The 13,367-nt window shown below is 69.3% G+C and carries 15 protein-coding genes; 7 read left to right on the forward strand and 8 right to left on the reverse strand.

Annotation, left to right across the window (positions count from 1 at the left end):
* Positions 1 to 674: TRAM domain-containing protein (locus NM2_RS05250; protein ID WP_369690301.1), on the reverse strand; the 674-nt coding region annotated here is incomplete at its 3' end.
* An 875-nt stretch (positions 675 to 1,549) separates the two neighbouring features.
* Here NM2_RS05250 and NM2_RS05255 point away from each other — a divergent pair.
* Positions 1,550 to 2,224: a potassium channel family protein gene (locus NM2_RS05255; protein ID WP_067664678.1), complete on the forward strand. Its 675-nt coding sequence runs from the start codon at positions 1,550 to 1,552 to the stop codon at positions 2,222 to 2,224.
* On the forward strand, positions 2,221 to 2,904 hold the full coding sequence (locus NM2_RS05260) for a potassium channel family protein (RefSeq protein WP_067664680.1): 684 nt from the start codon (positions 2,221 to 2,223) through the stop codon (positions 2,902 to 2,904). Before NM2_RS05255 ends, NM2_RS05260 begins: the two co-directional genes overlap by 4 nt.
* Positions 2,905 to 2,910: 6 nt before the next feature.
* Here NM2_RS05260 and NM2_RS05265 read toward each other — a convergent pair whose 3' ends face one another.
* From NM2_RS05265 to NM2_RS05275, 3 genes are all read right to left on the reverse strand, one after another.
* A complete protein-coding gene (locus tag NM2_RS05265) occupies positions 2,911 to 3,579 on the reverse strand; it encodes a sigma-70 family RNA polymerase sigma factor (RefSeq protein ID WP_084530525.1) in 669 nt (222 codons plus the stop codon).
* A 135-nt stretch (positions 3,580 to 3,714) separates the two neighbouring features.
* Positions 3,715 to 4,500: a DUF3159 domain-containing protein gene (locus NM2_RS05270; protein WP_369690302.1), complete on the reverse strand. Its 786-nt coding sequence runs from the start codon at positions 4,498 to 4,500 to the stop codon at positions 3,715 to 3,717.
* A 3-nt stretch (positions 4,501 to 4,503) separates the two neighbouring features.
* On the reverse strand, positions 4,504 to 4,929 hold the full coding sequence (locus NM2_RS05275; protein WP_439956839.1) for an OB-fold nucleic acid binding domain-containing protein: 426 nt from the start codon (positions 4,927 to 4,929) through the stop codon (positions 4,504 to 4,506).
* A 428-nt stretch (positions 4,930 to 5,357) separates the two neighbouring features.
* On the opposite strand from NM2_RS05275, the gene NM2_RS05280 reads away from it, so the two are divergent.
* Positions 5,358 to 6,083: an alpha/beta fold hydrolase gene (locus NM2_RS05280; protein WP_067665036.1), complete on the forward strand. Its 726-nt coding sequence runs from the start codon at positions 5,358 to 5,360 to the stop codon at positions 6,081 to 6,083.
* Here the strand turns inward: NM2_RS05280 and NM2_RS05285 are convergent.
* Together NM2_RS05285 and dut are read right to left on the reverse strand one after the other, a co-directional pair.
* A complete protein-coding gene (locus tag NM2_RS05285; protein ID WP_157120891.1) occupies positions 6,080 to 7,009 on the reverse strand; it encodes a DUF3710 domain-containing protein in 930 nt (309 codons plus the stop codon). The genes NM2_RS05280 and NM2_RS05285 overlap by 4 nt on opposite strands.
* 2 nt (positions 7,010 to 7,011) lie before the next feature.
* Positions 7,012 to 7,515: a dUTP diphosphatase gene (dut, locus tag NM2_RS05290; protein ID WP_084530502.1), complete on the reverse strand. Its 504-nt coding sequence runs from the start codon at positions 7,513 to 7,515 to the stop codon at positions 7,012 to 7,014.
* A 52-nt stretch (positions 7,516 to 7,567) separates the two neighbouring features.
* On the opposite strand from dut, the gene NM2_RS05295 reads away from it, so the two are divergent.
* A complete protein-coding gene (locus NM2_RS05295; RefSeq protein WP_084530526.1) occupies positions 7,568 to 8,083 on the forward strand; it encodes a DUF3093 domain-containing protein in 516 nt (171 codons plus the stop codon).
* 186 nt (positions 8,084 to 8,269) lie between these two features.
* On the opposite strand, the gene NM2_RS05300 is transcribed toward NM2_RS05295, so the two are convergent.
* On the reverse strand, positions 8,270 to 8,572 hold the full coding sequence (locus NM2_RS05300) for a DUF4193 domain-containing protein (RefSeq protein ID WP_033087954.1): 303 nt from the start codon (positions 8,570 to 8,572) through the stop codon (positions 8,270 to 8,272).
* 747 nt (positions 8,573 to 9,319) lie between these two features.
* On the opposite strand from NM2_RS05300, the gene cei reads away from it, so the two are divergent.
* Positions 9,320 to 9,997, forward strand: coding sequence for an envelope integrity protein Cei (gene cei, locus NM2_RS05310; protein WP_067665039.1), 678 nt, complete (start codon positions 9,320 to 9,322; stop codon positions 9,995 to 9,997).
* Here the strand turns inward: cei and NM2_RS05315 are convergent, their stop codons facing one another.
* The gene (locus tag NM2_RS05315) at positions 9,998 to 10,894 is read right to left on the reverse strand and encodes an inositol monophosphatase family protein (RefSeq protein ID WP_084530503.1); all 897 of its coding nucleotides are present in this window, start codon (positions 10,892 to 10,894) and stop codon (positions 9,998 to 10,000) included.
* Between the two features lie 144 nt (positions 10,895 to 11,038).
* Between NM2_RS05315 and ppgK the strand changes: the two genes are divergently transcribed.
* Positions 11,039 to 11,797 (forward strand): polyphosphate--glucose phosphotransferase, encoded by a 759-nt coding sequence (ppgK, locus tag NM2_RS05320; protein ID WP_067664693.1) that lies wholly within the window; start codon positions 11,039 to 11,041, stop codon positions 11,795 to 11,797.
* Positions 11,798 to 11,950: 153 nt separating this feature from the next.
* Positions 11,951 to 13,318, forward strand: a complete 1,368-nt coding sequence (locus NM2_RS05325; RefSeq protein ID WP_067665045.1) for an RNA polymerase sigma factor — start codon at positions 11,951 to 11,953, stop codon at positions 13,316 to 13,318.
* The last annotated feature ends 49 nt before the right edge of the window (positions 13,319 to 13,367 follow it).

A 13,367-nucleotide genomic window follows, 5' to 3' on the forward strand; every position in this document is an offset into this window, starting at 1 on the left:
AACGGATCCGCCGCACCGCGGCCGTGCGTGAAATCCGCCGGAGCGAGTTCGACGATATGCCGCACCCCGTCGCCGTCCACCGCCACCACGAGATCCGCTCCCGGAGTCCAACTCCGCTCGGCGATTCCGTCCATCGCTCCCGAAACCGGTTGGGGGCAGCGCAGATCCGTGATGATCCGGGTACTGCGGAAGCCGTGCACACCCGCCCGGCCCCGCGCGTCCACCGCCAGCCGGATCCGGGTGCGCCAGCCAGCGTCCGCCTCGGCCGCTCCGCCCACCGGAACGGGCTCCACCTCGACTTCGGGCTCCCATCCCGCCAGCCTCCGCAACTGCTCGCGCACCACCGCGGCCTTCAACTTCCGCTGCGCCGCGGGCGTCGCGAAGGAGAAATCACAACATCCGGCACCGCCGGGCCCCGAGACCGGGCACGTCGCCGGAACCCGATCCGCCGACGCCTCCAGAATCTCCACCGCCTCGGCCCGGCAGAACGACCCGCCCCGATCCTCGCTCACCCGGGCGCGCACCACCTCCCCCGGCAATCCGTGCCGCACGAACAACACCCGCCCCTCGTGCCGCGCGACGCAGAATCCCCCATGCCCGGGAGGCCCCAGCCGAACCTCGAAAACCGAACCCTCCCAACCGGATTCACCACCGGATCCGACGTGCCCGCTCATCGCGCTCCCCCGTCACTCGATCGAGCGGAATCCGAGACGGCCATAGCGGGGGGCGTCGTCACGAATCGACCACGGGCGACCAGCCGACCACCGGACGAGCCGGACCGCGCGAGGATCACGTCGTTCCCGTCGAATTCACCGCCACAACCCACCGGGCCGATCATCAACACACCGCAACCGCGCGCGCCTGTGACGGTTCGGCACACCTCGGATCGACCACGCCCCAAGAGCCACCCCCCGGACGACCTGGACCACGCGAGGATGACGGTGCTCCCACCTTTTCCACCACCACAGCGCACCGGGCCGTTCGCCAGCGCGCCGCAACCGGGCGAGCCGATGAGGGTTCGGCGCACCTCGGATCGGCCACGCGCGAAGCGCCGACCACCGGACGCCCTTGACCGGGCGAGGATAATGTCGCTACCACCGTTTTCGGCGCCACAGCCCACCGGGCCGTTCGCGGGCATACCGCAATCACGCGCGCCGATGACAGCTCCGACGGACGTCGGCCTCCCGCTCGAAACAGATCCGACGCCGCAGGCAACCGGACGAACGAGAGCGAATCCGGGCCGCAGATGTGGTTCGTGCGGATCGGACCGGAGGGAACCGCGGCCGCGCCGAACCGCCCCGGACGCCCGGGGCTCGAGCGAGCGGTCACGCTGGCCCGGAACAGGTGGGTGCGCCCGGTGCGCCCCGGCGGCCCTCGTCGAAGAGAACATTCCGGTCAGCATAGGACGGCGGCAGCGGTGACCACGCAGCATGCCGGGTGTTTCAATGGGCGCGTCCAGGGGAAAGAGGGTGCGAGGACGAGCAGCGGGTACGGTTCCTGCTGAGAGAACCAGACCGCACACCACGGTTTCCGGAATGGGGTTGGCACGGTGTACGTAGTGATCATGGGGTGCGGCCGCGTGGGCTCCGCCCTCGCACGCGCACTGGTCCGGATCGGCCATCAGGTGGCCGTGATCGACCGCGACCCCAGCGCCTTCCTACGCTTGGGCAAGGACTTCCCCGGCGAGCAGGTGACCGGCCTCGGCTTCGACCGGGATGTGTTGCAGCGCGCGGGAATCGAGCGCGCGGGCGCCCTCGCGGCGGTCTCCTCCGGGGACAACTCCAACATCATCGCCGCGCGCGTCGCGCGTGAGACGTTCGGCGTGGAGCGGGTGGTGGCGCGGATCTACGACGCCAAGCGCGCCGCGGTCTACGAACGCCTCGGCATACCCACCATCGCCACCGTGCCGTGGACCACCGACCGGTTCCTGCGCACCCTGATCGGCGACGAGAACGCCTCCTCCACCTGGCGCGACCCGACCGGCACCGTCGCGATCACCGAGCTGTCTCTGCACGAGGACTGGTTCGGGCGCACCGTGCAGGATCTGGAGGAGGCCATCGGCGCGCGGGTCGCGTTCATCGTCCGCTTCGGCCAGGGCGTGCTGCCCAACGCCAAGACGCTGTTGCAGGCCGACGACACCATCTACGCCGCCGCCACCTCCGGCCGCGTCGGCGAGGCGGTCGCCCTCGCCGCCACCGCACCGTCGAGCGAGGAGGCGTCGTGAAGGTAGTCATCGCCGGGGCGGGCGCGGTCGGCCGCTCGATCGCCCAGGAACTGCTACGCGGCGGGCACGAGGTGATGCTCATAGAACGCCGGATCGATCACATCGACCAAGCCGCCGTCCCGGCCGCGGTCTGGGTCCATGGCGACGCCTGCGAGCTGGAACTGCTCGAGGAGGCGGGACTGCAGGATTACGAGGTGGTGATCTCGGCCACCGGCGACGACAAGTCGAATCTGGTGTTCAGCCTGCTCGCCAAGACCGAGTTCGGCATCCGGCGGGTCGTGGCCCGGGTCAACGATCCGCGCAACGAATGGCTCTTCGACGCGTCCTGGGGCGTCGACGTGGCCGTCTCGACGCCGCGGCTGCTGGCCTCGCTGGCCGAGGAGGCCGTCTCGGTCGGCGATCTGGTGCGGCTGATGACGTTGCGGCAGGGTCAGGCCAATCTGGTGGAGATCACCCTGCCCGTGGACACTCCCCTGGCCGGGCGCGCGGTGCGGACCCTGACCCTGCCGCGCGACGCGGCCCTGGTGACGATCCTGCGCGGCGGCCGGGTCATCGTGCCGCAGCCGGACGATCCGCTCGAGGGCGAGGACGAATTGTTGTTCGTGGCCTCGGTGGAGGCCGAGGACGAGTTGCGTAGCGCGTTGGGCGTCAACGGTTTTCACGAGCCCGCGGTCCCCTGAGCGAGCTCAGGCGGAGCCGGGCAGCAGTTCGTCCTCCCGCAGCCGCGCACGCAGCTTGTTCAGCGCGCGATGCTGCATGACCCGCACCACCCCGGGACTGGTGCCGATCGCCTCGGCGGTCTGCGCCGCGCTCCAGCCCAGGATCAGACGCATCACCAGCACCTCGCGATGCGCGGGCGCGAGCACCTGCATCAGCTCGAAGGTGGCGTGCCGTCGCTCGGCCGCCAGAGCCATCTCCTCCGGACCCGCTGAGGTCGAGGGCTGGTCCGGGAAGTCGGCCACCGGATAGGCCGTGTGCTGCCCGGCCCGGCGGAAGGCGTCGGCCACCTTGTTGGCCGAGATGCCGTACACGAACGCCAGGAACGATTTGCCCTGATCGCGATAACGCGGAATCGCCTGCATGGTCGCCAGGCAGATCTCCTGGGCGACGTCATCGGCGGTGACCTGCAGATTCCCGCCCGGCCCCAGCCGTGCCGCGCAGTAGCGCCGCACCAGCGGATGCACGATGCGCAGGATATCGGTGACCGCCCGGCCGTCTCCGGCCGCGGCGGGGCCGATCAGCCGATCCAGCTCCGCGGCGATCCGCTGGCTCTGCGGACGGATCTGCGCGGGTGCACCCTGCCTCGACGATGCGGCCGTCCGCGCCGTGGACACCGCCGGGCTCTCCTGCGTCATCACTCCGGATCCCTTCGCCGATTCTCCATGACCCTCATGGAAATCGTGCTGCGATCCGGCCGTACCGGCCAGGCACCCCAGGGGTGGATTCACCTCCACCCCACCGGTTCTCTCCCCTGTGGGGCGGGGATCGGCTCAGTCGCGCTCGACCGGCGCGTGCCCGGCGCGGCGCACGGCCCACACCGTGACCAGCAGCGCCACCGCCGTCAACGGCCAGCCCATGGCGATGCGGGTGATCGCGAGCAGCCCGGTGCTGTTGTCGTTGTAGAAATGCGATTGGACCAGGTAGCGGGCACCGAAGACGAGCACCCACACCAGCGTCGCGAGGTCGTAGAGACGCAGCGCCCGCCGATCCGAACGCCACTCGGTGCCATGCCCGTTCAGCACGCCCCAGATCACCCCTGCCAACGGCCAGCGCACCACCAGCGACGCCAGGAACACCCCCGCGTACAGCAGGCTGGCCCAGATGCCGAACAGGAAGAAACCCTTGGCCGCACCCATCCGGTAGGCGATGAACGCGCACACGCCAACACCCAGGAATCCGGAGATCGCGGGCTGGATGGGATTGCGGCGCACCAGCCGCCAGACCAGGATCGCCGCCGCGACGCCCACCGCGGTCCAGATGGCCGCGGCCAGACCCCACAGCGCGTTCGCCGGAACGAACACCACGACCGGCAGCGTCGAGTAGATCAGGCCGCTGATACCGCCCAGCTGCTCCAGCAGCGTGTCCTCGGGATCGTCGCGGTTCGCGTCGTCCGGGCGGGCGTCGTCCGCGGCGTCGTACCGCGCGGCGTCGCCCTGGAGGGCGTGGCGCGGTCCGCGATCAGCGTGTGTGGATGACGAGCCGGGCTCGCCGGGGGACACGGCGCGGCGCTCGTTGTCGGCGACGAGAGCGCCCTCGTCGTTGCTGGGTGTCGACATACGTCAGGAATTCCCGCGGAGTTCGTAGTAGGGGTTGAAGATCACCTTGGCGCCATCGCGTTCGCCGATGCGGCCACGGACCAGGATACGACGTCCGGGCTCGATGCCGGGAATGCGACGGCGGCCGATCCACACGAGCGCGATCGCATCGGTGCCGTCGAAGAATTCGGCCTCGAGGCAGGCGCGCGCGGCCTTCGGGCAGGCCTCCACACTGCGCAACCGGCCCAGCATGGTGACCTCCTCACCGCGGCGGCATTCGGCGGCCTGACAGGCCCCTGATGCTTCCGAGGTCTCGGCCAGCTCCTGTGCGTCGAGCCGGTCCAGATCGGCCGTCAGCCGATAACCGAGACGCCGGAAATACCCGCTGTCGGGTCCGTCCTTGCGCACGAGGGCACCGGATCCCGCCCTGTTTCTGCCGGAGAAAGGCATGTCGCAACACTTCCTGCACTGCTGACGGCGCGCGCACCATCGGTTTCCGTACGACGGGCCGGTTGGCCGTACACCGCCACTGTAGAGCGCGCCCACCGGGCCCGCCACGGTGCCCGGCCCTCATGTGACGGCCGTTGCACCGGCGATGCTGTCACCCCAGTGATACCCCCGGTCCCAGCTGGCCAACCCACCCCGAACCGATCCACTCCGAGCAGCCGGAACACCTCGCCGACACCCGTGGCGGTACGTCACCATCGACCGCGGAATGCCCAGGTCGGAGGCTCACCACGCACTGCCGAAGGCCGCCCGGATGTGGTTCGAATCACCGGCGGTCCGAGCCCCGGCGTCCACTCTGGCATCGACCTGTGGCGAGGAATTCGCCCGACGCGCCCGGCATCGGCGGATCCCGCACCCACTACGCTCGGCCGGTGCCCGATCTCTCCCGTCCGGCGATCGTCGTCGGTCTGCCCGGAACCGGCTCCGACGCCGACTTCGCCCGCCGTGCGTTCGAACCTGCCTGTGCCGCAAGGGATCTGCCGTTCATCGCGGTGGAACCCGATCCGCGGGACGTGGTGGCCAGCTGCCGGGCCGCGCTGGACGAGGCCGCCCGCTCGGGTCCGGTGCTGGCGGCGGGGATCTCGCTGGGCGCGGCCATCGCCGTCGAATGGGCCCGCGCGCGACCCGAATCCGCGTTCGGAGTGATCGCGGCGCTGCCCGCCTGGACCGGGGCCGACACCACCGGATGTCCGGCCGCCCTCAGCGCCGCGGCCACCGCCGCCCAGTTGCGCGCGGACGGCCTGGAAGCCGTGATCGAGCGGATGCGCGAGAGCAGTCCGGCCTGGCTGGCGCAAGCGCTGACGCAGTCCTGGCGCGGGCAGTGGCCGGATCTGCCGCGCGCTCTGGAGGAGGCCGCCGGGTATGCCTGGCCGAGCCCGGAAACCCTTGCCGGACTGACGATTCCGACCGTGATCGTTTCGGCGGTGGACGATCCGGTCCATCCGGCGGCGGTCGCCGCGGACTGGGCCGAGTTGATCCCGCACGCCGAATTGCGCCGCGTCACCCTGGCCGAGATGGGCGCGGACCCGGCGGTGCTGGGCGCCCACGGCCTGGACGGTCTAGCGGACCGCCGGGCCGGGGCGGCCCGCGAACCCTAGTTCAGGCCGAGCTGCTGCATGGCCGAACCCTCCGAACCACGACGCGGTCTCTCGGGTTCGGGTGCGACAGCCGGGAAACTGCCCGTCGCGTGGGCCTGCGCGGCCGCGGCCTGCGCCGCCAGCGCCTCCTGCTGGGCCTGCACCTGCTGCTGATGTGCGGCCTGCAATTGATCGGCGAGTTCCTGCGGGAGCACCACCGGCAGCGGATCGCGCACCGGCAGCGGATCCTCACCGCGCCGGACGACGGTCTCGCCGAGCACACTGCGAGCCGCCGCGACCAGCGGCTGTCCCTCGTCCACCGCGCCGGACGGCCCGGCCGCGACCAGCCGAACCATCCACCGATACCCGTCGACCCCGATGAACCGCAGATCGGCGCCTTCGGTGACCGCATGCAGCTCACGCCCCCACGGACCGGTCTGCACCGACACCTGAGCGCCGTCGTTGCGCAGTGATTCGGCCAGATCAGCGGCCACCATGCGCCACTGGCCGGGCGATTTGGGCGCCGCGTAGGCGGCGACGGTCAACCGGCCGTACTCGGTGGCCAGGTGGACCGCCTGAGGGGTGCCGTCGGGCGTCATCTCGACCTGCAACTGGCCGCCCTGGGGCACCGGCACGATGACCGAACCCAGATCCAGACGCTGCTCGGTCACGTCCTCGAGCAGATCGGCCACGTCGTCGAAATCGTAGGGACCGGTCCGCGGGCCCTCGTCCGATTCCTCCTCGTCGTCCGCGTAATGCGTTGCCCGGTAGGACCGTTCGCCGTAGGCCGGTTCGTCGTGGACCGGCTCGTCGTAGTCGTCGTCGACGTAATCGTCCTCAAGGTAATCGTCCTCGTACTCCGCCTCGTCGAAGTCGTCGTAGGCGTAGTCGTCGTATTCGCCCGCGCCACGGGCATCCCCCCCGGAGCGCTTCTTCCGTCCGAACATCCTCATGCCTCCTCGCCGGCCGGGCCTTCCCCACCGGCACCACTCCCATTATCGAGGCTGGCGTGCCCGCCACTCGACCCGTATCCCCCCGCACCGCGCACGGTGTCGTCGAGCCGGTCCACCGCTACGAAATCGACCAGCTCCACCCGCTGCACGAGCAGCTGCGCGATGCGGTCCCCGCGGCGCAACTCGATCGCCGTACGAGGGTCGTGGTTGATCAGGCAGACCTTGATCTCGCCGCGGTATCCGGCATCGATCGTGCCGGGGGTGTTGACGATCGACAGTCCGGTCTTGGCCGCCAGTCCCGAACGCGGATGGACGAGGCCGACCGTGCCGGTGGGCAGTGCGATCGCGATGCCGGTCCCCACGAGCACCCGCTCGCCCGGTTCCAGGATCACGTCCTCGGTGGTGCACAGGTCCACACCCGCATCGTCCGGGTGCGCACGGGTGGGCACGGGGATGCCGGGGTCGAGCCGCAGCAGGGGGATGGATGGAATACCGGTCACATCCAGGGAGCCTACGCGGTCACCCGGTCGCCGACTGACCTAGTCTGATGTGGTGTCCGACCAGCCTCCGCAGGTAACCGTGCCGAACGAACAGACGACCGAGCCCGTGTACTCCGAACGCCAGTGGGCGCCGCTGTGGTGGTGGCCGGTGGGGCTGGGCGTCGTGGCCCTGCTGGCGGCCACCCTGCATCTGGGCGCGCCCGGAATCCACGCCTGGCTTCCGTACGTCCTGCTGGTCCCGGTGCCGGTGTGGGTGTTGCTGTGGATGGGCCGCCATAGAGTGGAAGTCGCGCCCGATGCGAACGGAACTCTCGAATTGCGCACGGACAAGGCCCATCTACCGGTAACGTATGTTGCTCGGGCAGCGGTCGTACCGACCAGCGCCAAGAGCGCCGCGATGGGCCGTCAGCTCGACCCTGCCGCCTTCGTGCAGCATCGACCCTGGATCGGGCCCATGGTGCTGCTCGTCCTCGACGACCCGGACGACCCGACGCCGTACTGGCTGATCAGTGCGCGCCACCCGGACAAGGTCCTGGCCGCGTTGGGCATCGAACCGCGCAAGGCCTAGCAGCGGGCATATTCGTCCCGCGCAGGTGTCGACCTGCGCGGGTTGATGCCGCGCTCGGCGTACCGAGCGCGGGCTGTCGGATGTTCCCGTGGGCTGCGCGGGGGGCTGTATGGTGCGTGGGCGGCTGTTCGCGCGGCCGTGTGGCCCTTACACGGGGCACCGCCCCGTGGTGCGGCTGCGCCTGACTCAGGCGGCGCAGTCCATGCAGATGAGCTGCCCGCCGGCCTCGCTGGCGAGTCGGCTGCGGTGATGAACCAGGAAGCAGCTCGAACAGGTGAACTCGTCGGCCTGCTTCGGGATCACCCGCACCGAGAGCACTTCCTCGGACAGATCCGCCCCGGGAAGCTCGAACGACTCCGCGGTATCGGATTCGTCGATATCCACGACGGCGGACGCGGCCTCGTTGCGACGGGCCTTCAGCTCCTCGAGCGAGTCCTCGGAAACCTCGTCGGATTCGCTGCGCCTAGGTGCGTCATAGTCGGTTGCCATGTCGTATCCCCTCGTCCTTACTTCGTATATCCCGGACCGGTCCCCTCCGCACCGATCCCTGCCGGAATCGGCTCGGCGAGTACCGCCCCGCCGGTGGTGTACGTCACGTGTACACCGATCGCACACCGGTCCGGATCTGCGGAATCCGTTCCGGATCGCGCTCGGTAAACGCAGGACATGTCCTGGTTGTTCCCGATGACGCGGACCTGATTCACCTCGGTCGATTCGTATCAGGCCGCCAGACAATAGCGGACGCAAGGGCAAAAGTCGCAATCAAAACACTCGTGAGTCGAAACTGAGGGGCAATCGACACGTCGTAGGTGCACCGAAACGATTCGGTGTCCACTCCTGACACGCCCCGTGACCGATACGAGACCCAACCTTTACGTTTGCCGCCGAAGCCATGCGCCGGCCACACCGCGTCGACCCCGGCCCGGAACCTCGGTCCAACCGGCCCGGCACCTCGTTCCACGAGCCGGACAGCTCGTCCTACCAGCCCGACACCAGGCCCTGCCAGCCCGACACACCTCGTTCCACCAACCCCGTACGACATCACCCCTGGTTTGCGGCGCGGCTCGCCGCCCGGACGCGTGGCGGGCGCGAGAAACGAGTACCCGACACGGGGCCGGGCGGTGAGCCTCCGGGCGCCGCAAACCCGCCGGAGCGGAGCGGAGGCCGAAAACACAGCAAACCCGCCGGAGCGGAGCGGAGGCAATCAAACACAACCTGAACTCGTATGGTGTGCATGTGGTTTCACTGATCACCGAAGGCAGCCCGGCCGACAAAAAGGGGCGTCCATTCATGCGGCGGCGCTATCAGCCGTGGGTCGCGATGGTTGCGATCCTGGCGTTGATCTGCGCGATCGTGTGGATCAAGGCGCTGACGACCGAGGACCACAGCCATTCCGCCATGGCTTGCAACTCGCCGTCCAAACCCACCGATCCGAAGGCGACCCAGCCGATGGGGCTGGGCGAGCGAGTGTCCCCCTCGCGCCTGCACGATGTGGAACCGGCGCCGCTGGCGCAGTCCAAGGTGCGCGTCTACAACGCCTCGGGCGAGCGCGGTCTCGCCGAGCACATCGCCACCAGCCTGCGCGACTACGGCTTCGCCAGCCCACCCCCGCCGCAGTATGACAACGATCCGGTCTACGTCAACGGCGATCTGGACTGCACCGGCCAGATCCGGTTCGGCGTCAACGGCCGTCCCGCCGCCGCGGCGGTGCAGCTCGTGGCCCCCTGCGCGGAGCTGATCGAGGACCAGCGCAAGGACGACACCGTCGATCTGGCCCTGGGTTCCCTGTTCGGCAACGACCTGCAACCCAGCGACAACGCCGAGGAAGTGCTCAAGGCCCTCAAGAACCCGGCCCCGGGCAACCCGGCCGTGGACTCCGGCCTCCTGGACGCCGCCCGCACCGCCAACTGCTGATTACGGCACGGGCTCGGAGACGCCGAGTTCGTCGAAGAGGTTCATGAGTTCGTCGGCGATGCCGGGGGCGGCCGCGACGACGAGCTCACCGGTTTTCGAGACCGTTCCGGCCGCGGGCAGGCGCAGGCGGGCGCCCGCCTCGGCGGCGATGAGTGCGCCCGCGGCCCAGTCCCAGGTGTTGAGGCCGTGTTCGTAGTGGGCGTCGACCAGACCGGCCGCGACCATGCACAGGTCCAGGGCCGCCGAGCCGATCCGCCGGATGTCGCGCACCCGCGGCAGCACCTCGGCGATCAACCGGCCTTGACGGGCGCGGCGTTCGGCGCTGTAGCCGAACCCCGTCGCCAGCAACGCCATCGAGACCTGCTCGACCTCGGTGCAGCGCAGCGCGGTCACCGTGCCGTCCGCGCCGATCCGCTCGGCTCCCGCGCCCAGGCCCGCGCTGTACACCTGATCCCCGGCCACATCGGCGACCGCACCGGCCAGCGATCGGCCGTCCAGCATCGCGGCCACCGATACCGAATAGGCCGGGATGCCGTACATGAAGTTGACGGTGCCGTCGATCGGGTCGACGACCCAGACGATCTCCGAACCGTCGCCGACCGTTCCGCCGCCCTCCTCGCCGAACACCCGCTCACCGGGGCGCAGGTCGGCGAGCAGGGTGCGGATCAGTTCCTCGGTCTCGGTGTCGACGACGGTGACCGGATCGGTCGGGGTGCTCTTGGACTGCACGGCGTCCGCGCGCAACGCGCCAGCCGCGCCGCGAAAACGATTCCGTCGCAGCCGTACGTGGGCGGCCGCGGTTTTCGCGAGATGTACTGCGACCCTGCGCAATTCGGTGATCTGCTCGGGGGTTGGAACAGGGCGGGCGGGGGTGATCGATTCCGGCACGACCTCCATCGGATCACAGATGTCCCGCGACGCGCATTAGGCTTGTCGTGCACGACACAGATCTGTCCGTCGCGCACTCCACCGCACATCGGCGTGTATCGTGCCGCGCGCACTTGTTTCGGCCCGGCATAACAGGAACGAGGAGAGTCGTCAATGTCCACTCGGGGACGAGCATTCGGGATCGACATCGGAGGGAGCGGTGTCAAGGGCGCGGTGGTCGATCTGGCCACCGGAGACCTGGCACATGAGCGCATCAAGATCGCCACGCCGCATCCCGCCACACCGAACGCCGTCGCCGAGACGGTCTCCGAACTGGTGGCCAAGGCCGACTGGGACGGCCCGGTCGGCATCACCCTGCCCAGCGTGATGGTCAACGGCATCGCCCGAACCGCCGCCAACATCGATAAGAGCTGGGTGGACACCGACGCCCACCAGCTGTTCTCCCTGGCGCTGGGCGGACGCGAGGTGGTGGTTCTCAACGACGCGGACGCCGCCGGGATGGCCGAGGATCAGTACGGCGCGGCCAAGAACATCGACGGTCTGGTCATGCTGCTCACCTTCGGCACCGGCATCGGCTCGGCGCTGATGTACCGCGGCACGCTGATGCCGAATACCGAATTCGGGCACATCGATATCGGCGGCAAGGAGGCGGAGCACCGGGCCGCCTCCTCGGTCAAGGAACGAAAGAATCTGTCGTACAAGGAATGGGCCGCGCAGGTGACCAAGGTCCTGGTGACCCTGGAGAATCTGCTGTGGCCGGACGTGTTCGTCGCCGGTGGCGGCATCAGCCGCGACGCCGAACACTGGATCCCGTTGCTGGGCAACCGAACCCCGGTGGTGGCGGCGCACCTGCGCAACACCGCGGGCATCGTGGGGGCCGCGATGGCCGTCGATGCCGGTATCGCGCCGTAAGCACATCGTTCGGATAGTTACAATGGAACGCATGCCCGGCGGTGAGCCGGAAACCGACCCCGGCATGAGCGCCGGGATACCCCGACAGAACCGCTCCGCCGGAATGATCACTCTGGCGTGACGCCGCACGAACACAGTCACGAAAGGGCGTACGTGGTAGCCACGAATACCCGACAGACCGCCGAATCGGCCGACGAGGCCGACTCCGCAGACAACCCCGCCGCACGGCCGGTCCGTAAGGCTGCCGCGAAAAAGGCCCCGGCCAAGAAGGCCGTTGCCAAGAAGGCGCCTGCCAAGAAGGCAGGTGCCAAGGTCGCGGCCAAGAAGGCTCCCGCCAAGAAGGCCACGACCAAGAAGGCCGGGCCCGACGGCGAGGGCGAGGAGAACCTGGACGAGGAGGCCATCGACCTCGAGGATCTGGGTGATCTGGAGGTCTCCGAGGACGACCTCGCCGAGGAGGAAGCCGTCGAGGAGCCCGCGGAGGAAGAGGAGGCCGAGGCCGACGAGCCCACCGCGGCCGACAAGGCCTCCGGCGACTTCGTCTGGGACGAGGAGGAGTCCGAGGCGCTACGGCAGGCCCGCAAGGACGCCGAGCTCACCGCCTCGGCCGACTCGGTCCGCGCCTACCTCAAGCAGATCGGCAAGGTCGCGCTGCTCAACGCGGAGGAGGAGGTCGAGCTCGCCAAGCGCATCGAGGCCGGCCTCTACGCCACCGAGAAGTTCCGCGAGCTGTCCGAGAAGGGCGACAAGCTCCCGGTCACCACGCGCCGCGATCTGAACTGGATCATGCGCGACGGCAACCGCGCCAAGAACCATCTGCTCGAGGCCAACCTGCGTCTGGTGGTGTCGCTGGCCAAGCGCTACACCGGCCGCGGCATGGCGTTCCTGGATCTGATCCAGGAGGGCAACCTGGGCCTGATCCGCGCGGTGGAGAAGTTCGACTACACCAAGGGCTACAAGTTCTCCACCTACGCCACCTGGTGGATCCGGCAGGCGATCACCCGCGCGATGGCCGACCAGGCCCGCACCATCCGCATCCCGGTGCACATGGTCGAGGTCATCAACAAGCTGGGCCGTATCCAGCGCGAGCTGCTGCAGGACCTGGGCCGCGAGCCCACGCCCGAGGAGCTGGCCAAGGAAATGGACATCACCCCGGAGAAGGTCCTCGAGATCCAGCAGTACGCCCGCGAGCCGATCTCGCTGGATCAGACCATCGGTGACGAGGGCGATTCCCAGCTCGGTGACTTCATCGAGGATTCCGAGGCGGTCGTCGCGGTCGACGCGGTGAGCTTCACCCTGCTGCAGGATCAGCTGCAGTCGGTGCTGGAGACGCTGTCCGAGCGCGAGGCGGGCGTCGTCCGGCTGCGCTTCGGCCTCACCGACGGTCAGCCGCGCACCCTCGACGAGATCGGTCAGGTGTACGGGGTCACCCGTGAACGCATCCGGCAGATCGAGTCGAAGACCATGAGCAAGCTGCGGCACCCGAGTCGGTCGCAGGTGCTGCGGGACTACCTGGACTAGTACCCGAGTCGACGGGCGCGCCGCCGGAAGCCCCGGCGGCGCGCCCGTA

The sequence above is a fragment of the Nocardia miyunensis NBRC 108239 genome (assembly GCF_001613065.1).
In the GTDB taxonomy this organism is placed as follows: domain Bacteria; phylum Actinomycetota; class Actinomycetes; order Mycobacteriales; family Mycobacteriaceae; genus Nocardia; species Nocardia miyunensis.

What these genes read in the sequence shown, in the direction of transcription:
- NM2_RS05265 (WP_084530525.1), bottom strand. Translation starts at nt 3,579, where the DNA reads ATGACGCAGGAGAGCCCGGCGGTGTCCACGGCGCGGACGGCCGCATCG.
- NM2_RS05270 (WP_369690302.1), bottom strand. Translation starts at nt 4,500, where the DNA reads ATGTCGACACCCAGCAACGACGAGGGCGCTCTCGTCGCCGACAACGAG.
- NM2_RS05275 (WP_439956839.1), bottom strand. Translation starts at nt 4,929, where the DNA reads ATGCCTTTCTCCGGCAGAAACAGGGCGGGATCCGGTGCCCTCGTGCGC.
- NM2_RS05285 (WP_157120891.1), bottom strand. Translation starts at nt 7,009, where the DNA reads ATGTTCGGACGGAAGAAGCGCTCCGGGGGGGATGCCCGTGGCGCGGGC.
- NM2_RS05300 (WP_033087954.1), bottom strand. Translation starts at nt 8,572, where the DNA reads ATGGCAACCGACTATGACGCACCTAGGCGCAGCGAATCCGACGAGGTT.
- NM2_RS05315 (WP_084530503.1), bottom strand. Translation starts at nt 10,894, where the DNA reads ATGGAGGTCGTGCCGGAATCGATCACCCCCGCCCGCCCTGTTCCAACC.
- ppgK (WP_067664693.1), top strand. Translation starts at nt 11,039, where the DNA reads ATGTCCACTCGGGGACGAGCATTCGGGATCGACATCGGAGGGAGCGGT.